Genomic DNA, 21,805 nt, shown 5'->3' with positions numbered 1-21,805 from the left:
CCGCGGGCGGGGCGCCCGCCAGTCCGGCCGTGACGGCCGGTTCGCGCGCCGGTGGTGGCGGCGGCGGCGGCGGCGGCACGCCGGCGTCGGCCATATGGACCCCGCCCGGCGACGGGCCGGTGGCGTAGGGATCGCCGCCGATGTCGACGGCGCCGGCCGGCAGCAGGATGCGCTGGCCCGGCGAGACGTCGGCCCGCGGGCCCAGGTTGTTCAGGTCGATCAGCGTCTGCACCGGCGTCTGGAAGCGCCGGCCAATGCCGGAGATGGTGTCGCCCGGCTGGATCTCGTAGGCGGCGCCCGCCGTCGCCGGCGCGCCCGAAGCGGGCGGCGGCGGACTGGCGAACCCTTCCCCGGCCGGGCCGGCGGCGGGCTGATAGGGGCGGGGCCCGACGGGCGCGTCCAGCGCTCCGCCGTCGATCTCGCCGACCGGGGCGGTCGCCGGCGGCGGCGACTCATGGGCGGGATTGGTCGGGCCGCGCACCGCATCGCCGCTCGGCGCCGGCGCGGCGGCCGGGTAGTCGCGGGCCGGCGGCGGGGGCGGTTCGGCGAAGATCGAATAGCGCGGCTCGGCCGGATAGCTCGCGCAGGCCGCCGTCAGGCCCATCGCCGCCAGCACCGCCAGCGCCTTCAGCCCCGCCCTGATCCCGATCATCGCCCGCTCCTCGAATCCGGCTCACGCCCCGCCGGGCACCAGACCCTGTAATCCGCGCCAAAGTTGGGCGGGAAGGTTAACAGGAAGGGGCTAGGGACTAGGGGCTAGGGACTAGGGGGGAGGCGCAGTCGGCGCTCCACGACGCCTGCCTCTTGGTCCCTAATCCCTAATCCCTAATCCCTAGCCCCTAGCCCCTAGCCCCTAGCCCCTAGCCCCTATCCTCACCCCTCCCGCGCCGTGCCCTCGACCAGCGGCACGAACCGCACCTCGGCCAGGCTCTCCCTGCGGAACGAGCCGTCCTCGAGGCTGACGTAGCGGTGCAGCCGCTGCACCGAGCCGCGCCCGACCGGACACACCAGCACGCCGCCCGGCTTCAGCTGGTGCAGCAGCTCCGTCGGCTCGCCCGGGGCCGCCGCCGTGACCATGATCCGGTCGAACGGCGCCTGCTCCGGCCAGCCCAGGCCGCCGTCGCCGTGGCGGGTGATGACATTGTCGATCTTCAGCTCCTTCAGCCGCCGCTCCGCCTCGGTCAGCAGGCTGCGGTAGCGTTCGACCGAATAGACATAGCGCGCCAGCCGGCTCAGCACCGCGGCCTGGTAGCCCGAGCCCGTGCCGATCTCCAGCACCCGGTGCCTTGGCTGCACGTCCAGCGCCTGGGTCATCAGGCCGACGATATAGGGCTGGGAGATGGTCTGGGCGCAGTCGATCGGCAGGGCCTGGTCCTCCCACGCCTGGTCGAGGAATTTCTCGTGCACGAAGACGGCGCGGTCGATCGACTCCATCGCCGCCAGCACGCGCGGGTCGGTGACCCCCTGCTGGCGCAGGCCGAGGATCAGCCGTCCGGCGCGGTCGTCGTTCAAACTCATCGAAAGCCCTCCCCTCGATGGGGAGGGTCGGGTGGGGTGGAGCCAGTCTGTCCGGAGTCCCGCGCCATCGGGCTCGATCTCTCCGCCTCCCGCGCCACATCCGGACACGGCCTGCCTCCACCCCAACCCCCGGCCCCTTCCCCGTCGAGGGGAAGGGGAGATGAGCTGCGACCCCTCATTCCGCCGCCACCGTCCTGGGCGGCGCCCCGCCCAGCACCCCCTTCAGGTCGTGGATGCTGGGCGCATGGGTCAGGTCGATGTGCAGCGGCGTGACCGAAATCTTCCCCTCGTCCATGGCCCTCAGGTCGGTGCCCGGCGGATGGTCATGCTTGGTCCCGCGAAAGCTCATCCAGTAATAGTCGCGGCCCCGCAGGTCGGTGCGCCTGACCGCATGCATCTCGCCGATGTCGCGGAATCCCTGCCGCGTCACCTCGACCTCCTTGACCAGGGCCGGCGGCCGGTTGGGGAAGTTCAGGTTCATCACCACCCCGTTCTGCCACGGCTGGGCCAGCAGGCGCGAGATGATCGCCGGGGCATAGGCCTCGGCCGTCGCCCAGTGCGCCGTCGCCGCGTCGTGGAACCGCTCCAGCGACTGGCTCAGGGCGATCGAGCGGATGCCGAAGGCCATGCCCTGCAAGGCTCCCGCCACCGTCCCCGAATAGGAACAGTCCTCGCCGACATTGTGCCCCCGGTTGACCCCCGACAGCACCAGGTCGGGCTTGTCCGGCATCAGGTCGTTGACCGCCAGCACCACGCAGTCGGTCGGCGTCCCGGTCACCGCGAACCGCTTCTCGCCCAGCGTATTGACCCGCAGCGGCTCGGTCAGGGTGATGCCCCGCCCCTTGCCCGACTGTTCGACCTGCGGCGCGACCGTCCAGATGTCGTCCGACAGGGTCCGGGCGATCCGCTCCAGGCACGCCAGCCCCTCGGCCTCGACCCCGTCGTCGTTGGTGAGGAGGATTCTCATGGGGCCTGACTAATGCCTGGGCCGCCCCCGCGCACCCGAAAAATCCGCGCATCACCTCCCGGACGCAGGCCCTTGTCATCCCGGACAGCGCGAAGCGCTGATCCGGGACGGGGTGGCGCAACCTCGTTCAGTCCCGGTCGGCCCGAAGGGCTGAACCGGGAGCCGGGTCGGGACCAGCCCTGGCCCCGGATGAGCTGCGCTCTCCGGGGCGATGCGGAGACCGGAACGACGCGTCCCGGATCAGCGCTTCGCGCTGTCCGGGATGACAAGGCGCCGGGAACTGGGACGGCACGCGCGGAATATTTCAGGGACCGACCCGCGTCACGCCCCCCATATAGGGAACCAGCACTTCCGGCACGGCGATCCGCCCGTCCGCTTCCTGATAATTCTCCATCACCGCCACCAGCGTCCGCCCGACCGCCAGGCCCGAGCCGTTCAGCGTGTGCACGAATTCGGTCTTCTTCTCGCCGGCCCGCTTGAACCGCGCCTCCATCCGCCGGGCCTGGAAGTCGCCGCAGTTGGAGCAGGAGCTGATCTCGCGCCAGGTCCCCTGCGACGGCAGCCAGACCTCGAGGTCGAAGGTCTTCTTCGCCGAAAAGCCCATGTCGCCCTTGCACAGCAGCATCCGGCGATAGGGCAGGCCCAGCTTCTCCAGCACCGCCTCGGCGCAGCGCACCATCCGCTCATGCTCGGCCTCGCTGTCCTCCGGCCGGGTGATCGAGACCAGTTCGACCTTGTGGAACTGGTGCTGCCGGATCAGCCCGCGCGTATCCCGCCCCGCCGACCCCGCCTCGGCCCGGAAACAGGGCGTCAGGGCGGTGTAGCGGATCGGCGTGGCCAGCTCGTCCTCGGACAGTATCTGCTCGCGCACGAGATTGGTCAGGGAGACCTCGGCGGTGGGGATGAGGTAGCGATTGGAAGTGTAGATCAGCTCTGGCTCGCTAGTGCCCAGCCGCCGCATCGAGAGCCCGCCAGTCCCGCTGTCTCTTGCCTGCCGAAAAGCGTCCTGAACTTCTTTGGACCGGAAATTGATGTGGCCGCCGGCGATCAGCGCCCGGAGCCCGTTGCCATCAAAATCGACGCCTTGGACAGCGCTGAAGGCTATGTCCTGCGTCTTGAAGAGATCCTCATCAAACTTCGGCAGCTGGCCAGTGCCGAACATGGCTTCCCTCCGCACCAGATACGGCGGATTGACCTCCAGATAGCCGTGCTCGACCGTCTGCAGGTCCAGCATGAACTGGCCGATGGCCCGTTCCAGCCGCGCCAGCCCGCCCTTCAGCACCGCGAACCGCGCCCCCGACATCCGCGCCGCCGCCTCGAAGTCCAGCAGCCCCAGGGCCTCGCCCAGGTCGGCGTGGTCCTTCGCCGGCCCCGTCCTGCGCGGCGCGCCCCACGGCGTCCCGACCAGCACGTTCGCCGCCTCGTCCTCGCCGTCCGGCACATCGTCCGCCGCCAGACTCTTCTGCGCCGCCAGCAGCTCGCGCAGCGCCTTGCCGGCCTCGGCCTCGACCGCCTCCTGGGCCGCGATCTCTCCCTTCAGCCCCTCGACCTCGGCCTTCAGCCGCCCGGCCTCGGCCATGTCCTTCTTCGCCATCGCCGCGCCGATCAGCTTCGACGCCGCATTGCGCCGCGCCAGCGCCTCCTGCCCCGCCGTCTGCGCCGCCCGCAGCGACCGATCCAGCTCCAGCGCCCGGTCCACCACCGCCTGCGCATCCTCGACCCCGCGCGACTCCCACCCGCTCACGAAGGCGGCGGGATGGTCACGGATGGCGCGGATGTCGTGCATGGTCGGTCTCGGTTCGGGGCGCGCCTGCTCTAACCCCCGCCGCGGCTTCCGCCAACCCGCGCATCCCTTGCTTCGTCATCCTCCGGCGACCCCCGCGAAGGCGGCGGGAGACCGGATCAGGCGGTGCGATTATGCCGCCCGAACACCCGCGTCTGTCCGGAGCGCAGCACCAGCAGGGTGTCGAACGGTTGCTTGCGGCCGTCCGGCGTCTCCATCCCCGGCGACCCCAGCGGCATGCCCGGCGCGGTCAGGCCGATCGCCGCGGGCCGCTCGGCCAGCAGGCGGATCACGTCGGCGGCGGGCACATGGCCCTCGATCGCATAGCCGTCGACCACCCCGGTGTGGCAGGACGCCAGCGCGTCGGGCAGGCCCCGGGCGCGGCGGACCGTCCCCGGGTCCTCGACGACATGCACCGCCACCGTGAACCCCGCCCGACGCATATGCGCCACCCAGCCGTCGCAGCAGCCGCAGGTCGGCGACTTGTACACCGCCAGCTGCCGGCTCCCCCGCGTCCGGGCATGTGCCCTGCCCGCGAATGCAAACGTGGCGCCCGAAGCGATCAGAAGGCGGCGGCTGAGGGTCGGCATGGTCGTTCCTCGTGCGGGTTCCCCGTGATCCTACAGGCGGTCTGATCGCCGGGCCACCCCCGCGTCCGCGACCAACGGTCCAGCGGAAAGACGCATTGCTGCGCTGCAAATCCGCGCCCAGCCATCACATTTTCTCCAGCCAACCCGCTGTTTTCCCTGCGGATCGGCGCTTCATCAGCGTCATGAACCCGCCCTGGCGGGCCGGCGCCCTATACTGGCCTTTCACCGCGGGTCCTGGCCCGCCGCCGGTCTTTGACAACCGCATCCCCGCCGCGCCGCCGCAGGCGCGCCGATGTCGACTCTGCCGACTCCGCCACACCGTTTTCCCGCCCGTGCCGACTCTGCCGACCCTGCCACCGTGTTTTTCTTTTCACCCGGGTGAAGCCCGGCGGCCGGGTCAGATCAGCCCGGCCATCGGCGAGCTGGCGCTGGCGTACATCCGGCGCGGCATCCGCCCGGCCAGATAGGCCTCCCGCCCGGCGATCACCGCATGCTTCATGGCGCGGGCCATCCGGACCGGATCCTTCGCCCCGGCGATGGCCGTGTTCATCAGCACCGCGTCGCAGCCCAGCTCCATGGCGATGGTCGCGTCCGAGGCGGTGCCCACCCCCGCGTCGACCAGCACCGGCACGGTCGCCTGCTCGACGATCAGCCGGATATTGACCCGGTTCTGGATGCCGAGGCCCGAGCCGATCGGCGCCGCCGCCGGCATGATCGCCGCGGCCCCCGCCTCCTCCAGCCGCCGGGCCATGACCACGTCGTCGGTGCAATAGACCATGACGTCGAAGCCGTCGGCGACCAGCAGGTCCAGGGCCCTGAGCGTCTCGACCATGTCCGGATACAGGTGCGCCGTGTCCGACAGCACCTCCAGCTTGACCAGGCTCCAGCCGCCCGCCTCGCGCGCCAGCCGCAGCGTCCGCACCGCGTCCTCGCCGGTGAAACAGCCGGCGGTGTTGGGCAGGAAGGTGAAGCGGTCCGGCTTCACGTGGTCGACCAGCATCGGCTGCGACGGGTCCGACAGGTTCACCCGCCGCAGCGCCACGGTGACGATCTCCGCCCCCGCCGCCTCGGCCGCCGCCGCGTTCTGCGCATAGTCGGCGTATTTGCCGGTGCCGACGATCAGCCGGCTGCTGAAGGTCCGTCCGGCGACGGTCCAGGTGTCTTGCGGGTCTGTGGAGGCGGTCATGCGGCCTCCTCTACCCCCGGGCCCCCGCCGGGCGAAAGGGCCACGAGGTCGCGGCCAACATTTCGTTACAGGCCTTGTAAGCGGTTACAGGGCCTGCTTTCTGGCATTACGGAAGCGGCGCAGACCGCAGCGGAGGAAGCCGGATGACCATCACCCACCGTCGGCGCGTGCTCCAGGGCATGACCGGCCTCGCCGCCCTGACCGCCGCCGGCTGCGCCACCACGGCCCCGGCCCGGGCCCGCGGCGACCGTCCCAACATCATCTTCATCATGACCGACGATCACGCCCAGTCGGCGATGTCGGCCTATGGAAACACCATCCTGAAGACGCCGAACCTCGACCGGCTCGGGGCCGGCGGCGTCCGCTTCGAGAACGCCTTCGTCACCAACTCCCTGTGCCTGCCCAGCCGGGCCACCTATCTGACCGGCCTCTACTCCCACGCCCACGGCATGGTCACCAACGGCGCCGAGTCGAATTTTCACAACGAGCCGCTGCTCAATCACGACGCCACCTGGCCGGTGATGCTGCGCAGGGCCGGCTACCACACCGGCGTGGTCGGCAAGTGGCACGTCAACACCCCGCCCGCCGGCTATGACTACAGCGCCGTGCTTCCGGGCCAGGGCCAGTATTTCAACCCGCCGCTGGATGTGAACGGCGTGCGCACCCGCGGCGAGGGCCACACCGACGACGTCATCGGCGACCTGGCCATGTCGTTCGTGCGCGACCGGCCCAGGGACACGCCCTTCGCCCTGCTGTTCCAGTTCAAGGCCCCGCACCGCGGCTGGGAGCCGGCCGAGCGTTTCAGGAGCGCCTTCGCCGACGTCGACATCCCGCCGCCCCCGACCTTCATGGAGGACATCGCGAACCGCCCCCGCGCCATCCGCGCCGCCGACCTGCTGATCGCCGACATGCCCGACTACCGCAACCGCGGCGTCCGCGCCGACATGCCGGTCGAGGAACGGGCCCGCCTCAACTACCAGCATTTCATCAAGGACTACTACCGGGTCCTGCTGGGCGTCGACGAGAACGTCGGCCGGATGCTGGACCTGCTCGACGCCGAGGGGCTGAGCGAGAACACCGTCGTGGTCTACACCACCGACAACGGCATGTTCCTCGGCGACCACGGCATGTTCGACAAGCGGCTGATGTACGAGCCGTCGATCAAGGTGCCGATGCTGGTCCGCCACCCCGCCTCGATCGCGCCCGGCCAGGTCAACGCCGACCAGATGGTGCTGAACATCGACGTGGCCCCGACCTTCCTCGACTACGCCGGCCTCGATCGCGACCCGCACATGCACGGCCGCAGCTGGAAGGGGGTGGCGGCCGGCGCGCCGCCGGCCGACTGGCGCCGGGACTTCCTCTACCAGTATTTCGAATTCCCCGCCGCCCACTGCGTCCGCCCGCACCGCGGCGTCCGCGACCGCCGCTGGAAGCTGATCCACTGGGAGCTGCCGGACGAGTGGGAGCTGTACGACCTGCAGTCCGATCCGGACGAGCAGGTCAACCTCGCCGGCAAGCCCGCCCACGCCGCCGAGGAGGCCCGCCTCAAGGAACGCCTCGCCGCCCTGCGGCAGGAGGTCGGCGACGGCGACCTGCCCGGCTACGCCCCCGCCGACCCCGACGACATGCGCTTCGGCGGCTACGGCCTGCCCAATGAGGAGGCCCCGACCTGCCGCGCCCTGCCGCCGGAATGAGCCCCCTCGACGGCCCGGCGGTCCGCCGCTAGGGCTGGCCGGCCAGCCGGATCGGGGACCGTCACCTTGAGCATCGCGAAGATTTTCGGCGACCGCCGCCACGCCTGGGCGTTCTGGACGGGCTGTCTGGTGGTCACCGCCGGCGTCGCCCTGCACCTGCCCATGTACTGGATGGGGCGGCACATGGGCTTCCGCCTCGCCGGCATGCCGATGGACGCCGGCATGTGGTGGGGCATGGCCCTGATCCTGATCGGCGTCGCCCTCGCCGCCTTCGGCCTGCTGCCGGCGCAGAAGGGCGACGATGCGCCGCTGGAGGTGCTCGCCCCGCCCGAGGACGCCCCGCTGACCGGCGCGCACTGGGGCATGTGCGCCCTGCTCTCCCTCGCCCTGATCATCGACATCATGAAGCCGGCCAGCCTCGGCTTCGTCACCCCCGGCATGCGCGAGGAGTACGGGCTCACCACGGCCATGGTCGCCATCCTGCCGTTCGCCGCCCTGAGCGGCACCGTCGCCGGCTCCTTCGTCTGGGGCTGGCTGGCGGACCTCTACGGCCGCCGCGCCTCGATCCTGCTGTCCTCGGTGATGTTCGTCGGCACCTCGATCTGCGGGGCCATGCCGGACTTCTGGTGGAACGTCGGCATGTGTTTCCTGATGGGCGCGGCGGCGGGCGGGATGCTGCCGGTGGCCTACGCCCTGCTGGCCGAGATCATGCCGACCCGGCACCGCGGCCGGGCGCTGGTGCTGGTCGGCGGCGTCGGCGCGGTCGGCGGCTATTTCGCCGCCAGCGCCCTGTCGGCCTGGCTCCAGCCCGACTGGAGCTGGCGGATCATGTGGTTCCTCAACCTGCCCACCGGCCTGATCCTCATCGCCCTCAGTCCGCTGCTGCCCGAATCGGCCCGCTTTCTCCAGCATGTCGGCCGCGGCGAGGAAGCCCGCGCCATGCTGGCCCGCTTCGGCTCCCGGGTTCGGGCGGCGACGGCGGCCCCGGTCGCGGAAAGCCATTCCCACCTTCCGCCGGTGGACCGGCGGCGCCTGGCCATCACCCTCGCCCTGACCCTCGCCGCCCTGGCGTGGGGCCTGGTCAATTTCGGGGTCCTGCTGTGGCTGCCCAGCGCCCTCGTCGCCGAGGGCCGCAGCGTCGAGGCCGCCTCGGCCCTGATCGCCAAATCGACCCTGATCGCGGCGCCGACCATCCTGCTGTCGGTCTGGCTCTACAGCGCCTGGAGTACGCGCGGGGCCCTGGCCCTGATGCTTGGCGTCACCGCCGCCGGCCTGTTCGGCCTGATGCTGCGCGGCATGGGCGTCGCCGTCCTCGCCGACCCGGTCATCGCCCTCGCCCTGCTGATCGTCGGCTCCAGCGGCGTCATCGCGATCATCCTGCCCTATACCGCCGAAAACTATCCGCTGCGGATCCGAGGCCGCGCCACCGGCTGGATCGCCGGCTGCAGCAAGCTGGGCGGCCTGCTGGCCCAGGGCCTGGCCGTGCTGGCCGCCGCCCCGCCGCTGGGCGTCGCCGCCGCCGCCATCGGCGGGCTGACGGTCGCCGCGCTCGGGCTGGTCGCCGTCTTCGGCCGCGAGACCCGTGGCCGCGACCTGCGCGACCTGGAAGAACCGGGATGATCAGCCCCCGCCGACGAACTGGACCACCTCGATCCGGTCCCCGTCCGCAAGCGGCGTGGCGGCGTGCAGGGTTTTCGGCACGATCTCCAGGTTTCGCTCCACCGCCACCTTGCCGATGTCCAGCCCCAGCTCCTCGACAAGGGCCAGAACCGTCGCCGCCGCAACCTCCCGGGGTTCGCCATTGACCTGAATGCGCATGACGCTACGTCGATCTCTCCGGCGGATGGTTTGATTACCGCCACGCCTCGGCTAAAAGGCCGCTCCGAATCCGCGCGGCCGGATGTCATAACCTCGAGCGAATGCCCGAACCCTTCCTCCTCTACGTCCTGAACGGCCCGAACCTCAACCTGCTGGGGGTGCGCGAACCCGAGGTCTATGGCCGCGCGACGCTGGACGACGTCCGGGCGATCTGCGAGCGGGCCGCCGGCGGCGCCGGCGTGGTCTTCCGCCAGTCCAACCACGAAGGCGAATTGATCGACTGGATTCACGAGGCCCGCGGCAAGGCCTCGGCTCTGGTGATCAATCCCGCCGGCTACGGCCACACCTCGGTGGCCCTTCTGGACGCCCTGAAGACGCTGAGCATTCCGATTGTCGAATGCCACCTGTCCAATCCGGCGGCGCGCGAGCGTTTCCGCCATCGCTCCCATGTTTCGGCGGTCGCCGCCGGCGTCGTCTCGGGCTTCGGCCCGTTCAGCTACGAACTGGCCGTCAAGGCCGCCCTCCGGCTGGCGCAGGAACACCGCGCCGCCGCCGGCCGTTCGGTTTAGAAGGCAACGAGAGGCTCCCATGGCCGACCCCAAGACCCCCGCGTCCAAGCTCAGGAACGACGAGATCGACACCGCCCTGGTGCGGTCGCTCGCCGACATCCTGAACGATACCGACCTGACCGAGATCGAGGTCGAGCGCGGCGATCTGAAGATCCGCGTCGCCCGCGAGGTCGCCATGGCCGCGCCGGTGCAGTATGCGCCGGCGCCCGCCGCCCACGCTCCGGCCGCGGCGCAGGCCCCCGCCTCGATGCCGTCAGACCCGACGACCATCGTCCCCCGCTCCGGCGAGGAGGTAAAGTCGCCGATGGTCGGCACCGCCTATCTGCAGGCCTCGCCCGAGGCGCCGCCGTTCGTGCAGCCGGGGGACAAGGTCAAGCAGGGCCAGACCCTGCTGATCGTCGAGGCCATGAAGACCATGAACCCGATCCAGGCCCCTCGCGACGGCGTCGTGAAGGAGATTCTGGTCGGCGACGCCCAGCCGGTCGAGTTCGGCGAACCCCTCGTCCTGCTCGAGGCCTGATCCGGTGTTCACCAAGGTCCTCATCGCCAACCGCGGCGAGATCGCCCTGCGGATTCATCGCGCCTGCAAGGAGATGGGCATCTCCACCGTCGCCGTGCATTCCGAGGCCGATCGCGGAGCCATGTGGGTCCGCCTGGCCGATGAAAGCGTCTGCATCGGCCCGGCTCCCGCGGCGAAATCCTACCTGAACATCCCCTCGATCATCGCCGCCGCCGAGATCACCGGCGCCCAGGCGGTCCATCCCGGCTACGGCTTCCTGTCCGAGAACGCCCGCTTCGCCGAAATCGTCGAGGCGCACGGCATGACCTTCATCGGGCCCAGGCCCGAGCACATCCGCCTCATGGGGGACAAGATCACCGCCAAACAGACGGTGATGGAGGCCGGGATTCCGGTGGTCCCGGGCTCCGAAGGCGAGGTCGAGACCGTCGAGGCCGCCGTGAAGGCGTCGAAGGCGATCGGCTTCCCTCTGATCGTCAAGGCGGCCGCCGGCGGCGGCGGGCGCGGCATGAAGGTCGCCCTCACTCCGGACGACCTGGTCGAGGCGGTGCAGACCGCCCAGTCGGAAGCCCAGGCCGCCTTCGGCAACGGGGCGGTCTACATGGAGCGTTACCTCCAGAAACCGCGCCACATCGAACTTCAGGTCGTCGCCGACAGCCACGGCAACGTCGTCCACCTGGGCGAACGCGATTGCTCGCTGCAGCGCCGTCACCAGAAGGTTCTCGAGGAAGCGCCCTCGCCGGCCCTGTCGGCCGTGGAGCGCGCCGCCATCGGCCGGACCGTCAATGAAGCCATCGGAAAGATCGGCTATCTCGGAGTCGGCACGATTGAATTTCTTTGGGAAGACGGGGAGTTCTTCTTCATCGAGATGAACACGCGGCTGCAGGTCGAGCATCCGGTGACGGAGATGATCACCGGCGTCGACCTGGTCCGGGAGCAGATCCGCATCGCCGCGGGGCTGCCGCTGTCGTTCACCCAGGACGACGTGCATTTCGAGGGCCACGCCATCGAGTGCCGGATCAACGCCGAGAACCCCGAGACCTTCACGCCGTCGCCCGGCACGGTGAGGGACTTCCACGCCCCCGGCGGCCTCGGCGTGCGGCTGGATAGCGCCATCTACGCCGGCTATACGATCCCGCCCTATTATGACAGCCTGATCGGCAAGCTGATCGTCCACGGCCGCGACCGCGAGGAATGCATCGCCCGCCTGCGCCGGTCGCTGAACGAGATGGTGGTCGGCGGCATCGACACCACCATCCCCCTGTTCCAGAAGCTGCTGCAGGAGCCCGACATCCTGTCGGGCGACTACGACATCCACTGGCTGGAGAACTGGGCCCGGCGCCAGAAGGGCGACGCCTAGGCCGGTGGACGAGCCCGGCTTCAGCGCCAGCGCGCCGCTCGGCGGTTTCGGCCCCGAAGACCTGTTGAACTGCTACGCCGCCGGTGTTTTTCCAATGGGGGAAGGCCGCGACGATCCGCGCATCTTCCTGGTCGAGCCCGAGCGCCGGGGCGTGCTCCCCCTCGACGGCTTTCGCGTCCCCGCCCGTCTCCGGCGGACGGTCCGGAGCGGCGTGTTCGAGGTGCGCGCCGACACCGCCTTCGGCGCCGTCCTGGACGCCTGCGCCGCCCCCGCGCCGGGCCGCGAGGACAGCTGGATCAACGGCCCGATCCGCCGGCTGTACGGCCAGCTTCACGCCCGCGGCCACGCCCATTCGGTCGAGTGCTGGCGCGATGAACGGCTGGTCGGCGGCCTCTATGGCGTGAACCTGGGCGGGGCCTTCTTCGGCGAGAGCATGTTCAGTCGCGAGCGCGACGCCTCCAAGGCGGCCCTGGTTCATCTCGTGGCGCGGCTGAAGCGGGGCGGCTGGCGGCTTCTGGACGCCCAGTTCCTGACCGCGCACCTGAGCCAGTTCGGCGCCGTCGAGATGCCGCAGGCGGCCTATCTGACGCTATTGAGTTCGGCCCGCCGGCTGCGCCCGGACGCACGCTCGCTGATCGACCCGATGACGGGCCCTGAGGCGGTCGCCTACGCCTTGCAGCCGACCACCCAGGCGTCGTAGATCGGGTGCTGCAGTCCGTTGACGGCCGGCGCCGAGGCGAACATCCAGCCGCGGAAGATCTGACGCGGATCGCTCGGCTGGAGGACGCCGCGAGGCTGAATGCTGACCTCGAGATAGGCGATGGAGTCCCCGATCAACTCGTCCGGCGCCGAAACCTCGCAGGCCCGCGCGGTGAAGATCAGCGTCTTGTGGAAGCGCACCGGGCGGCCGCCGACCTCGACCTCGAAACGCATCCGTTCAGCGGTGATCTTGTCGACGGCTTCGACGACGGCCACGCGCCGGCGCTGGCGGCGTCCGGGCGGCGGCGGCGGTTCGGTCGGGGCGGCGGCCCGTTTTCGAACCTCCTCCCCGGCCTCCTCCCCGGCGGCCTCGTCCTCGTCGGCGGGCGTCTCGGCGATGACGATGACCGGGGCCGGGGGCGTGATGGGAACGGGCTGGGCCGGAGCGGGCTCGGCTTCCGGCTCGGGCTCGGGCGGCACGGGCTGGGCCGGGGGCGCCGGCTGCCGGTTGAGATCGGCGGTCGGGCTGGGCGCCGGCTGGGCGTCCTGCGGGCGGTCGCCCAAGGCCGAGGCCGCGACCACGCCCGACGCCAGCAGGGCCAGCGCCGTCACGCTCGCGAAGATCGGGCCCTTGCGGGTCATTCCGGCCGCCACGCCTCGTAATCGCCCGTGGCGGCGGGTCGGCGACCCTCCGCGGCCAGCGACCCCTGCGGCCGCCACGCCATCGGCGTTCCGGTCAGGTTCGGCAGATGATCCTTTTCCCAGGCCCGACGCGGCAGCGGCCGCTCGGTCGGCGGTTCATCAAAGGTGTAGTGCAACCAGCCGTGCCAGTCCGGCGGCACCTTGGAGGCCTCGGCGTAACCGTTGTAGACCACCCAGCGGCGGCGGCGGCCATCGTAGCTGCTGGTGTCCCTGGACTGGTAATAGCGGTTGCCGAACTCGTCCGCGCCGATCAGGGCGCCGCGCCTGGCGATGGTGAACAGCGTGCCGAGGGTCGCGCCGCTGGTCCAGCCGAAGATCTTGCCTAGCACGTCCGAATCCACTCTTTCTGGTCGCACGGGGAGGCTGGCGACGTCCGCTGATCATAGAAAGCCGGGGCCCGTCCGTCCAGCACGCCCGGCCATCGAGGTTGCTCAACATCTTGGGGGTAACCTCGCCCTGACACGCCAGATTTATTGCCAAAGCGACAGGGACCGCTAGCATCAGCCCAGCCCTGCCGAGACCGCCCATGCGACCCTCGTTCCGTTTCGCCCCGCCGGCCGCCCTAGCGCGACGCTCCCTGCGCGAGATCGAGCGACCGGACCGACTCACCGTCGTGCGCGCGCCCGACGACTGGCCCGACGTCCAGGTCGAGGCCTGGCTCGACTGGGCCGAGGCCGAAGGACTCGCCGCGGACGGCGCCGACCCCCTCGCCGACGCCTGCGCCGGATTCGCGGCGCGGCCTGGCCTCGCGAGGGGACCGGCCGGCGAACTCGCGGCGACCCTTGTTCTCGGCGTCGCCACGCCGGCGGCGCCTCCGGCCGGCGCCAGCTGGCTGGATCTCTCCGATCCGGCCGCCGGCGAGCGGCTGGGCGAGGAGATGGCCCGCCGCCGCGCCGCCCGCCTGTCGGCGAGCGCGGTGCAGGCGGCGACCAACTCGCTGGCGGCGGTCACGGACGCGGTCAGGCGCTGCGAGGGACCGGCCGGAGACTGCGCCGATCCGGCCCGGAACCCCGCCCTGGCCCGGGCCGCCGTCGCCGCCCGCCGGGCCGGAGCGACCGACGCCGATATCGTGCGCGCCATCGCCGGAGAGACCTTCGAGGTCCGACCCGCGCCGGCCCCGGCCTTCGGTCCGATGATCGGCCTGGCGGACCGCGACCTGGTGGCGGCGGGGGCGCCGGTCGCCGTGGCCGCCGCCGAAGCGGCGCTGGACGGAGACCTGGTCCTGACCTTCGATGCGGGGGATGCCCACGCCCTGGCCGAGGCCATGGCCGGACCGGCCGTGCTGATCTCGCTTCCGGCCCTGCACGCCCTGGCCGGAGACCAGCTCGGGCCGGCGCTGTCGGCGCTGGTCGGACTGTGGTCGGCGGCCTGCGGCGACGCCCCGCTGTCCTTCGGATTCGGCGGCCTGGCCGATCTGGTCCTCGGCGGCCCGGTCGACGAGGCCGAAGCCCTGGCCGAGGACCTCGCCGCCCGGGTCGGAGCCATCAGCCGCTTCAGCCTGTTCGTGGACGACGCCGACGCGAGCCTGCGGCTCGGATTGACGCCCCTGCGGACGGTCGACGTGTTCGAGACCCGCGACGGCGGAGTCGAACGCCGGCTGCGCCCCTCCCTCGCCGCGGCCATCGCCCGCGCCGGCGGGGATGTCGGCTCGGCCGAACGGCATCTGCTGGGGCGGCGCACCCTGGTCGGGGCCCCGGGCATCGACCATACCGCCCTGCGCGCCCGCGGCCTGACCGATCTCGAACTGGAGGCGATCGAGACGGCGCTGTTCCAGGTCGAACGACTGGAGGACGCGGTGCGCGCCCCGGTCCTCGATGCGGGTTTCGTGCGGGACGTGCTCGGCGTCGGCGACGACGGGGACGAATCCTTGCTGGTCCGGCTGGGGTTCACGCCCGAGGCGGCGGCCGAGGCCGACGCCTGGGCCTTCGGCCGCGGCGATCTTGCAGCGTGGCCCGAGGCCCCCGAGGCGCTGCGCCCCCTGCTCGCCGACCCGGCGGCCTTCGAGGCGCGGCTCCGCGCCGTCCTCGAGCCCTTCAGCGCGGCCCCCGACCCGACTCCGGAAGACCTCGACTGGCGCACGTCTCCGGCGCAGGCGGTCAGAGTCCTGGGCGAGGCGGCCCGCGCCGGACGCCGCGCCGTGCGCCTGATGCGCCGGCCGGCTCCGCCCGGCCGCTGGCTCGACCTGCCGGACTCCGAGCCCCCGCGGGAGCGCCGCCGGGAACCGGAGGTCCGCGCCGTCGAGAGGGTCGTCGAAAAGGTGGTCGAGCGCGACCGCACGCGCCGCAAGCTGCCCGACCGCCGCAAGGGCTATATCCAGAAAGCCGCCGTCGGCGGCCACAAGGTCTATATTCACACCGGCGAATACGACGACGGCGAGCTGGGCGAGATCTTCATCGACATGCACAAGGAAGGCGCCGCCTTCCGCTCGCTGATGAACAATTTCGCCATCGCGATCTCGATCGGCCTGCAATACGGGGTGCCGCTGGACGAGTTCGTGGACGCCTTCGTGTTCACCCGCTTCGAACCGGCCGGCCGGGTCACCGGCAATGACTCGATCCGCTCGGCGACCTCGATCCTCGACTACATCTTCCGCGAGCTCGGCGTGTCGTACCTGGATCGGCACGAGCTGGCCAACGCCGATCCCGAGGGCCTCAACGCCGACGGGCTGGGCGGCGGGGCCGGCGAGGCGGGGGCCGCGCCGGAGACCGTGCCGGCGGCGCGCTTCATCTCGAAAGGCTTCGCGCGCGGCGCGGCCCCGGACAACCTCGTGGTGCTGCCGTTCGGTCAGAAACGGGACGCGGCTCCCGGCCCGACCGTGGCCGACGAGGCCACCGCCTGCCCTGCCTGCGGCGATTTCTCGCTTCAGCGGCGCGGCCCCGGCTGGCTTTGCGACACCTGCGGCGCGGCCCCGTCGATGCAGGGCTAGCCAGGCCTCGCCCGTTCCGGTGGCCCGGGACTTGCAAGGCCGGACGGGCAACATGGAGTCCGCCATGAAACCGATCCTGACCGCCGCACTCGTCGTCGCCGTCCTTGCGGCCGGCGCGCCGGCTGACGCCCAGAACGCCAGCCAGATCGCCCGCGTCCGGGGCGGCGCCAGCTGCCCCGGCTGCAACCTGTTCCAGGGCGACTTCTCCGGCCTGCGGGCGCGGGGCGTCAACCTGGCCGGAGCCCGTCTGCGGCAGGCGACCCTCAGCCTCAGCGTCATGAACCGGGCCCGGTTCGCCAATGCCGACCTGCGCGACGTCGACGCCTACGGCGGGGTCTTTTCCAGCGCCAGCTTCGCCGGTGCCGACCTGACCAACGCCAGTTTCGTCGGCGCCTATCTGGACGGGGCGAATTTCAGCGGCGCGACCCTCAGCGGGACCAATTTCGCCGGCGCCTCCCTGGCCGGGGCCACGGGCCTGACCCAGGGCGCCCTGAACCGGGCCTGCGGCGACGAGGCCACCCGGTTGCCGGGCGGGCTGAGCATTCCGCACTGCTGAGCGGACCGGCCGCGGCCATCGACCTTACCACGATTTAAGTAGGGTTCGCGGGCCCCAGGAGGCAGAACCGGAGCGTGATCCAGAGAGCCCCGTCCCTGATCCGCCGCCTGGCGGCCGCCGGCCTCGCGGCAGGCGCGGCCACGGCCGTCCTGGCGGCGACCGCGGCGGCCGCCGAGGTCCGGCTGCAGCCGGGACAACAGGACCGCGACGTCGCCCGCCTGGTGTCGCTGGGCGGCTCGTGCAACCGCTGTGAACTGTCCGGCCGGGACCTGACCGGGGCGGCCTTTCACGGCGCCACCTTCACCAACGCCACCCTCGTCGGGGCCAGCCTGCGCGGGGCCGGGCTGACGGGCTCGAACTTCTCCGGCAGCGACTTCAGCCGGGCCGACCTCGACGGCGCGACGCTGATCGGGGCCGACTTCACCGGGGCCAGTTTCAACCGGGCCAGCCTGGCGGGGGTGGACGCCACCGGCGCGACCCTGGTCCGCGCCCGGTTCGGCGACGCCGACCTGTCGGGGTCGCAACTGATCAGCGTCAACCTGAACGGGGCGGTCCTCGACGGCGCCGATGTCAGCGACGCCGAGATGATCGCCGTCACCCTCGCCAACGTCTCGGCGCGCGGGGCCGATTTCTCGGGCTCGAACCTCGGCATGTCCAATCTGTCGAACGGGGATTTCCGCGGGGCCGATTTCTCGGGCGCGACCCTGAACGGGGCGCGACTGACCGGCGGCGCCTTCGCCGGGGCCGACTTCGCGGGCGCGGCGATGAACCGGTCCGATATTCGCGGCGCCGACCTCTCGCGCGCCCGGGGCCTGAGCCAGGCCCAGGTCGGGCGGGCCTGCGGCGACGCCGGCACCCGCCTGCCCCGCCGCCTGCGCCCGCGGGCCTGCCACGGCTTCAGGATCGCGCCGCCGCGCCCCCCGACTCCGCCGCCGCCGCCCCGGGTCCGCAATCTGGTGATGGCCGGCGGCGACCGCTGAGCAGGGACGCAGCCCCGGCGGAGGCCGGCCGCATCAGACCTTGAGCGGCAGGGCCGGCCGGATGTGCAATTCCTTGTACTGGCGTTCCGCCGCATCGGACGGGGCGCTCATCAGCAGGTCCTGGCCCTGCTGGTTCAGCGGGAAGGCGATGACCTCGCGGATGGCCGTCTGGCCGGCCAGCAGCATGACGATGCGGTCGATGCCGGGGGCCAGGCCGCCGTGCGGCGGGGCGCCGTAGCGGAAGGCGTTGAGCATGCCGCCGAACTGGTCCTCGACCACCGAGGCGTCATGGCCGGCGATCTCGAAGGCCTTGAGCATGATCTCGGCCTTGTGGTTGCGGATCGCGCCCGAGCACAGCTCATAGCCGTTGCAGACGATGTCGTACTGGTAGGCGAGGATGTCGAGCGGGTCCCTGGTCGTCAGGGCCTCCATCTCGCCCTGCGGCATCGAGAAGGGATTGTGCGAGAAATCGACCTTCTTCTCCTCCTCCGACCATTCGAACATCGGGAAGTCGACGATCCAGCAGAATTTGAACTCGTCATCCGGGATCAGGTTGAGGTCCTGGCCCAGTTTGGTGCGGGCGTTCCCGGCGAATTTGTGGAAGACCGACGGATCGCCGGCGGCGAAGAAGGCGGCGTCGCCCTTGCCCATGGCCAGCGACTTCATCAGGGCGTCGGTCGCCTCGGCGCCGAGGTTCTTGGCGATCGGGCCGCCCCAGCCGCCCTGGTCCTCCGACCAGAAGATGTAGCCGAGGCCCGGCTGGCCCTCGCCCTGGGCCCAGGAATTCATGCGGTCGCAGAAGGCGCGGCTGCCGCCCCTGGGCGCCGGGATGCCCCAGACGGCGTTGTTCGTGTCGGCGGCGAGGATCTTGCTGAACAGGCCGAAACCGCCGTCGCGGAAATGGTCGCTGACGTCCATCATCTCGATCGGGTTGCGCAGGTCCGGCTTGTCGGTGCCGTATTTGGCGATCGACTCCCGGTAGGGGATGCGGACGAAGGGCCAGGGGTCGACCCGCTTGCCGTCGGCGAACTCCTCGAACACGCCGTGCATGACGGGTTCGATGGCGGCGAACACATCCTCCTGGGTGACGAAGCTCATCTCGACGTCGAGCTGGTAGAATTCCAGCGAACGGTCGGCGCGCAGGTCCTCGTCGCGGAAACAGGGGGCGATCTGGAAATAGCGGTCGAAGCCCGAGACCATCAGCAGCTGTTTGAACTGCTGCGGGGCCTGCGGCAGGGCGTAGAATTTGCCGGGATGGAGGCGCGACGGGACGAGGAAGTCGCGCGCGCCTTCGGGCGACGACGCCGTCAGGATCGGCGTCTGGTATTCGAGGAAGCCCTGGCCGACCATGCGCTGGCGGATCGAGGAGATGACCTTCGAGCGCAGCACGATGTTCCGGTGCAGGGTCTCGCGGCGCAGGTCGAGATAGCGGTGTTTCAGCCGGATATCCTCGGGATAGTCCGGCTCGCCGAAGACGGGCAGCGGCAGTTCGGCGGCCTCGGACAGCACCTCGACCGACTGGACGCGGATCTCGATCTCGCCGGTCGGCAGGTTGGGATTGACCACCGAGGCCTCGCGGGCGACGACCTCGCCGTCGATGCGGATGACGCTCTCGGCCCGGATCCGCTCGACCGCCTCGAAGCCCGGCGTTTCGGGATGCAGCACCAGCTGGGTCAGGCCGTAGTGGTCGCGCAGGTCGACGAACAGCAGGCCGCCGTGGTCGCGCTTGCGGTGCACCCAGCCGGACAGGCGGACGGTCGATCCGGCGTCGGCCAGACGGAGGGCGCCGCAGGTGTGGGAGCGGTAGGCGTGCATGGTCGGTCGTCTTGGAATACGGGCCGGAGAGGCCGCAAATCGGGAGGCCGGAAGGGCGCATCATCCCCCCCGAAAGTCAAGGCCGGCGGCGGTTGCGGCCGGCCGGTTCGACCGGTCCCGCCCGGCCCGAAAAAACGGTGTGGCGGAGTCGGCAGAGTCGGCAAGGGCGCGAAAAAACGCTGTGGCAGAGTCGGCGGAGTCGGCATCGGCCCCGCGGGCATTCCACGACCGGACGATCCGGCCCTGTCGGCTTCGCGACTCCTGCGGCGGAGCGGCGGCGGTTCGATTGTCAAGGACCCGGGAACACAGGGGAGCATCATACCCCCGCCGTTTTCTCAGGCGGGAAGATCGGTTTCAGAAACAGCCGTCACGTTGAAACGGCGGACGAATTCCGGCTGAACCCGACTATATTTTCCCGAATTGCCAGCACAGCGTCACGCCCCGGAACGCCGAAGCATCCACAGGCGGGGCCGCTCTATTCACGGATGCCGCGGGGGGCGAGGCGGACGGGACGCGGCGTCTGCTATGATGAACGGGATGACCGCCCGCCCCTCGCCTTCCGACCAGATGCGCCTGCCGCTGCAGCGCGACCTGCCCGGGGGGGCCGCGGGGTTCGTGGTCTCGGACTGCAACCGGGCGGCGGTCGAGGCGCTGGCGGAATGGCCCGGTCTGATCGGGGGGGTGGCGGCGCTCCATGGTCCCGAGGGCTGCGGCAAGAGCCGGCTGGGGCAGGTCTGGGCCGAACGGGTCGGCGCCGTCGCCCTGCACGGAGCCGAGGCGGCGCTGATCGACCCGCTGGAGCTGGAGGGGCGGCCGGTGTTGCTGGACCGGGCCCGGGCCGTCGACGACGAGACCCTGTTCCACCTGATCAACCTGGCCCAGGCGCCGGGCGGGGCCCTGCTGCTGATTTCGCGCGAACCGCCGTCGGCCTGGTCGACCGCCCTGCCCGACCTGCGCTCCCGCCTGGACGCCGTCCGCACCGTCGCGGTCGAGGCCCCGGACGACGCCGTGCTGGCGGCCATGCTGGAGGCGCGCTTCGCCGAGCGCGGCATCCGCCCGGCCAGGGACGTCATCCCCTACCTGCTGCGCCGCATCGACCGGTCGGCGGCGGCGGCCGAGCGGGTGGTGGAACGGCTCGATGCGATGCACAGGCCGGTGACGCGGGCCCTGGCGCGGGCGGTCGTCGAGGGCGGCGGGGAAGGCGGCGACCTGTTCGGATAGCGCCCGCGGCCAAGACGGGCCGTCAAGCTTAACGAATCGTTCACCAGGGGTTCAGCCGGGCGCGCACACGCTTTCGGCCTTGTCGGGTCTGACGTCGCGGGCTCCGATGAAAGGCGACCGCGGCTCCGCAGGAAGGAGACGTTGTGATGATGAAACCTCTGATGATCGGCGCCCTGTCGCTGGCCATGGCGGCCCCCACCGCCGCCTCGGCCCAGTCCTGGCGCGGCGACCGCGACCGCGACGGCCGTTACGAGCGTTGGGAGCACCGGGCTGACCACAATCGCCGGGACGGCGGCCGCTACACCCACCGCGAACGCCATCGCGACTGGCGGCGCGGCCAGCGCGACCATTGGCGTGACGAGCACCGCTACGGCCCGCCCTACGGCAACGCCTGGGGCTATCGCGAGCAGCGCTGGCGCCGCGGCGCGGTGATCCCCCACCACTATCGCCGCCAGTGGTACGTCCACGACTACCATCGCCACGGCTGGCCCCCGCCGCCGCGCGGCTACGGCTATTACCGCACCGACACCGGCGACGTCCTGGTGGCGGCGCTGGCCACCGGCGTGGTGCTGTCGCTGTTCAACGACTGAAGCGGCCGGACCGGACACGGGAACAGGCCCGTCCGGAGCGTCCGGACGGGCCCTTAGGCGTCGGCGGCGCCACGGGAACCGCAGCTGACCGCCGGCTAGAGCAATCGTCGCTTGAGTTGACGCGCCTTCTGCTCGCTGGGCCCGACGAAAGCTGGTTCATCACAAAGGGCACAACGGGGTCACGAAGGACACAACGGGTCCGGAGAGGATGACAGAGCCGAATCCGCCGTCGATGCAGTGAGAAGCCTCTGGATCGAGGCCAGGGCCTCGATCGGATCAAGGCGGCGGACGCCGCGATTCACGACCCGCGCGGA

The 21,805-nt window shown here is 71.2% G+C and carries 21 protein-coding genes; 11 read left to right on the top strand and 10 right to left on the bottom strand.

What is annotated here, in order from left to right:
* The 6 genes from Q0588_RS00340 to Q0588_RS00315 all read right to left on the bottom strand — a co-directional run.
* A partial coding sequence (locus Q0588_RS00340) for a LysM peptidoglycan-binding domain-containing protein (protein WP_298742742.1) occupies positions 1-652 on the bottom strand: 652 nt, incomplete at its 3' end.
* A gap of 221 nt (positions 653-873) precedes the next feature.
* The gene (locus Q0588_RS00335) at positions 874-1,518 is read right to left on the bottom strand and encodes a protein-L-isoaspartate(D-aspartate) O-methyltransferase (RefSeq protein WP_298742740.1); all 645 of its coding nucleotides are present in this window, start codon (positions 1,516-1,518) and stop codon (positions 874-876) included.
* Between the two features lie 175 nt (positions 1,519-1,693).
* Positions 1,694-2,485, bottom strand: coding sequence for a 5'/3'-nucleotidase SurE (surE, locus tag Q0588_RS00330; RefSeq protein ID WP_298742738.1), 792 nt, complete (start codon positions 2,483-2,485; stop codon positions 1,694-1,696).
* A 304-nt stretch (positions 2,486-2,789) separates the two neighbouring features.
* Complete coding sequence (serS, locus tag Q0588_RS00325) at positions 2,790-4,271, bottom strand: serine--tRNA ligase (RefSeq protein WP_298742736.1); 1,482 nt, start codon at positions 4,269-4,271, stop codon at positions 2,790-2,792.
* A 116-nt stretch (positions 4,272-4,387) separates the two neighbouring features.
* Positions 4,388-4,759 carry a DUF411 domain-containing protein gene (locus Q0588_RS00320; protein ID WP_298742735.1) on the bottom strand — a complete coding sequence of 124 codons (372 nt, stop codon included), beginning with the start codon at positions 4,757-4,759 and terminating at the stop codon, positions 4,388-4,390.
* 496 nt (positions 4,760-5,255) lie between these two features.
* Entirely contained in the window at positions 5,256-6,044 is a 789-nt protein-coding gene (locus Q0588_RS00315; protein WP_298742733.1) for a thiazole synthase, read from the bottom strand.
* A 143-nt stretch (positions 6,045-6,187) separates the two neighbouring features.
* Here Q0588_RS00315 and Q0588_RS00310 point away from each other — a divergent pair, with 143 nt between their 5' ends.
* Both Q0588_RS00310 and Q0588_RS00305 read left to right on the top strand, forming a co-directional pair.
* Positions 6,188-7,738 (top strand): sulfatase, encoded by a 1,551-nt coding sequence (locus Q0588_RS00310; protein ID WP_298742732.1) that lies wholly within the window; start codon positions 6,188-6,190, stop codon positions 7,736-7,738.
* A 66-nt stretch (positions 7,739-7,804) separates the two neighbouring features.
* The gene (locus Q0588_RS00305; protein ID WP_298742730.1) at positions 7,805-9,358 is read left to right on the top strand and encodes an MFS transporter; all 1,554 of its coding nucleotides are present in this window, start codon (positions 7,805-7,807) and stop codon (positions 9,356-9,358) included.
* Here the strand turns inward: Q0588_RS00305 and thiS are convergent, their stop codons facing one another.
* The gene (gene thiS / locus Q0588_RS00300) at positions 9,359-9,556 is read right to left on the bottom strand and encodes a sulfur carrier protein ThiS (protein ID WP_298742728.1); all 198 of its coding nucleotides are present in this window, start codon (positions 9,554-9,556) and stop codon (positions 9,359-9,361) included.
* A gap of 101 nt (positions 9,557-9,657) precedes the next feature.
* On the opposite strand from thiS, the gene aroQ reads away from it, so the two are divergent.
* Genes aroQ through aat form a run of 4 tightly spaced genes read left to right on the top strand, consistent with a single transcriptional unit; the run spans position 9,658 to position 12,702 of the window.
* A complete protein-coding gene (gene aroQ, locus Q0588_RS00295) occupies positions 9,658-10,125 on the top strand; it encodes a type II 3-dehydroquinate dehydratase (RefSeq protein WP_298742726.1) in 468 nt (155 codons plus the stop codon).
* A 19-nt stretch (positions 10,126-10,144) separates the two neighbouring features.
* Positions 10,145-10,645 (top strand): acetyl-CoA carboxylase biotin carboxyl carrier protein, encoded by a 501-nt coding sequence (gene accB / locus Q0588_RS00290; RefSeq protein ID WP_298742724.1) that lies wholly within the window; start codon positions 10,145-10,147, stop codon positions 10,643-10,645.
* Between the two features lie 4 nt (positions 10,646-10,649).
* Positions 10,650-12,002, top strand: a complete 1,353-nt coding sequence (gene accC, locus Q0588_RS00285) for an acetyl-CoA carboxylase biotin carboxylase subunit (protein ID WP_298742722.1) — start codon at positions 10,650-10,652, stop codon at positions 12,000-12,002.
* Between the two features lie 4 nt (positions 12,003-12,006).
* On the top strand, positions 12,007-12,702 hold the full coding sequence (aat, locus tag Q0588_RS00280; protein ID WP_298742720.1) for a leucyl/phenylalanyl-tRNA--protein transferase: 696 nt from the start codon (positions 12,007-12,009) through the stop codon (positions 12,700-12,702).
* On the opposite strand, the gene Q0588_RS00275 is transcribed toward aat, so the two are convergent.
* Both Q0588_RS00275 and Q0588_RS00270 read right to left on the bottom strand, forming a co-directional pair.
* Complete coding sequence (locus Q0588_RS00275) at positions 12,669-13,343, bottom strand: DUF2155 domain-containing protein (protein ID WP_298742718.1); 675 nt, start codon at positions 13,341-13,343, stop codon at positions 12,669-12,671. The two genes, aat and Q0588_RS00275, sit on opposite strands and share 34 nt — an antisense overlap.
* Positions 13,340-13,732, bottom strand: coding sequence for an NADH:ubiquinone oxidoreductase subunit NDUFA12 (locus Q0588_RS00270; RefSeq protein ID WP_298742716.1), 393 nt, complete (start codon positions 13,730-13,732; stop codon positions 13,340-13,342). Before Q0588_RS00270 ends, Q0588_RS00275 begins: the two co-directional genes overlap by 4 nt.
* Before the next feature lie 197 nt (positions 13,733-13,929).
* On the opposite strand from Q0588_RS00270, the gene Q0588_RS00265 reads away from it, so the two are divergent.
* The 3 genes from Q0588_RS00265 (at position 13,930) to Q0588_RS00255 (ending at position 17,865) form a co-directional block, all read left to right on the top strand.
* Positions 13,930-16,329 carry a TSCPD domain-containing protein gene (locus tag Q0588_RS00265; RefSeq protein ID WP_298742715.1) on the top strand — a complete coding sequence of 800 codons (2,400 nt, stop codon included), beginning with the start codon at positions 13,930-13,932 and terminating at the stop codon, positions 16,327-16,329.
* Positions 16,330-16,393: 64 nt separating this feature from the next.
* On the top strand, positions 16,394-16,885 hold the full coding sequence (locus tag Q0588_RS00260) for a pentapeptide repeat-containing protein (protein WP_298742713.1): 492 nt from the start codon (positions 16,394-16,396) through the stop codon (positions 16,883-16,885).
* A gap of 74 nt (positions 16,886-16,959) precedes the next feature.
* Positions 16,960-17,865 (top strand): pentapeptide repeat-containing protein, encoded by a 906-nt coding sequence (locus Q0588_RS00255; RefSeq protein WP_298742711.1) that lies wholly within the window; start codon positions 16,960-16,962, stop codon positions 17,863-17,865.
* A 33-nt stretch (positions 17,866-17,898) separates the two neighbouring features.
* Here Q0588_RS00255 and aspS read toward each other — a convergent pair whose 3' ends face one another.
* Complete coding sequence (gene aspS / locus Q0588_RS00250; RefSeq protein ID WP_298742709.1) at positions 17,899-19,680, bottom strand: aspartate--tRNA ligase; 1,782 nt, start codon at positions 19,678-19,680, stop codon at positions 17,899-17,901.
* A 537-nt stretch (positions 19,681-20,217) separates the two neighbouring features.
* Here aspS and Q0588_RS00245 point away from each other — a divergent pair.
* Together Q0588_RS00245 and Q0588_RS00240 are read left to right on the top strand one after the other, a co-directional pair.
* Positions 20,218-20,901, top strand: coding sequence for a DnaA/Hda family protein (locus Q0588_RS00245; protein ID WP_298742707.1), 684 nt, complete (start codon positions 20,218-20,220; stop codon positions 20,899-20,901).
* Between the two features lie 146 nt (positions 20,902-21,047).
* Positions 21,048-21,491, top strand: coding sequence for an RcnB family protein (locus Q0588_RS00240; RefSeq protein ID WP_298742705.1), 444 nt, complete (start codon positions 21,048-21,050; stop codon positions 21,489-21,491).
* Positions 21,492-21,805: the final 314 nt, after the last annotated feature.

Source organism: uncultured Brevundimonas sp., assembly GCF_937870815.1.
Lineage (GTDB): Bacteria > Pseudomonadota > Alphaproteobacteria > Caulobacterales > Caulobacteraceae > Brevundimonas.
Note: the sequence above shows the minus strand (reverse complement) of the source record. Positions and strands in the feature narration are given on the sequence as shown.

Excerpts from the sequence above, each read along its gene's own strand:
- Q0588_RS00335 (WP_298742740.1), bottom strand. The coding sequence starts at position 1,518 with ATGAGTTTGAACGACGACCGCGCCGGACGGCTGATCCTCGGCCTGCGC.
- surE (WP_298742738.1), bottom strand. The coding sequence starts at position 2,485 with ATGAGAATCCTCCTCACCAACGACGACGGGGTCGAGGCCGAGGGGCTG.
- serS (WP_298742736.1), bottom strand. The coding sequence starts at position 4,271 with ATGCACGACATCCGCGCCATCCGTGACCATCCCGCCGCCTTCGTGAGC.
- Q0588_RS00315 (WP_298742733.1), bottom strand. The coding sequence starts at position 6,044 with ATGACCGCCTCCACAGACCCGCAAGACACCTGGACCGTCGCCGGACGG.
- Q0588_RS00310 (WP_298742732.1), top strand. The coding sequence starts at position 6,188 with ATGACCATCACCCACCGTCGGCGCGTGCTCCAGGGCATGACCGGCCTC.
- thiS (WP_298742728.1), bottom strand. The coding sequence starts at position 9,556 with ATGCGCATTCAGGTCAATGGCGAACCCCGGGAGGTTGCGGCGGCGACG.
- aroQ (WP_298742726.1), top strand. The coding sequence starts at position 9,658 with ATGCCCGAACCCTTCCTCCTCTACGTCCTGAACGGCCCGAACCTCAAC.
- accB (WP_298742724.1), top strand. The coding sequence starts at position 10,145 with ATGGCCGACCCCAAGACCCCCGCGTCCAAGCTCAGGAACGACGAGATC.
- Q0588_RS00275 (WP_298742718.1), bottom strand. The coding sequence starts at position 13,343 with ATGACCCGCAAGGGCCCGATCTTCGCGAGCGTGACGGCGCTGGCCCTG.
- Q0588_RS00265 (WP_298742715.1), top strand. The coding sequence starts at position 13,930 with ATGCGACCCTCGTTCCGTTTCGCCCCGCCGGCCGCCCTAGCGCGACGC.
- Q0588_RS00260 (WP_298742713.1), top strand. The coding sequence starts at position 16,394 with ATGAAACCGATCCTGACCGCCGCACTCGTCGTCGCCGTCCTTGCGGCC.
- aspS (WP_298742709.1), bottom strand. The coding sequence starts at position 19,680 with ATGCACGCCTACCGCTCCCACACCTGCGGCGCCCTCCGTCTGGCCGAC.
- Q0588_RS00245 (WP_298742707.1), top strand. The coding sequence starts at position 20,218 with ATGACCGCCCGCCCCTCGCCTTCCGACCAGATGCGCCTGCCGCTGCAG.
- Q0588_RS00240 (WP_298742705.1), top strand. The coding sequence starts at position 21,048 with ATGATGAAACCTCTGATGATCGGCGCCCTGTCGCTGGCCATGGCGGCC.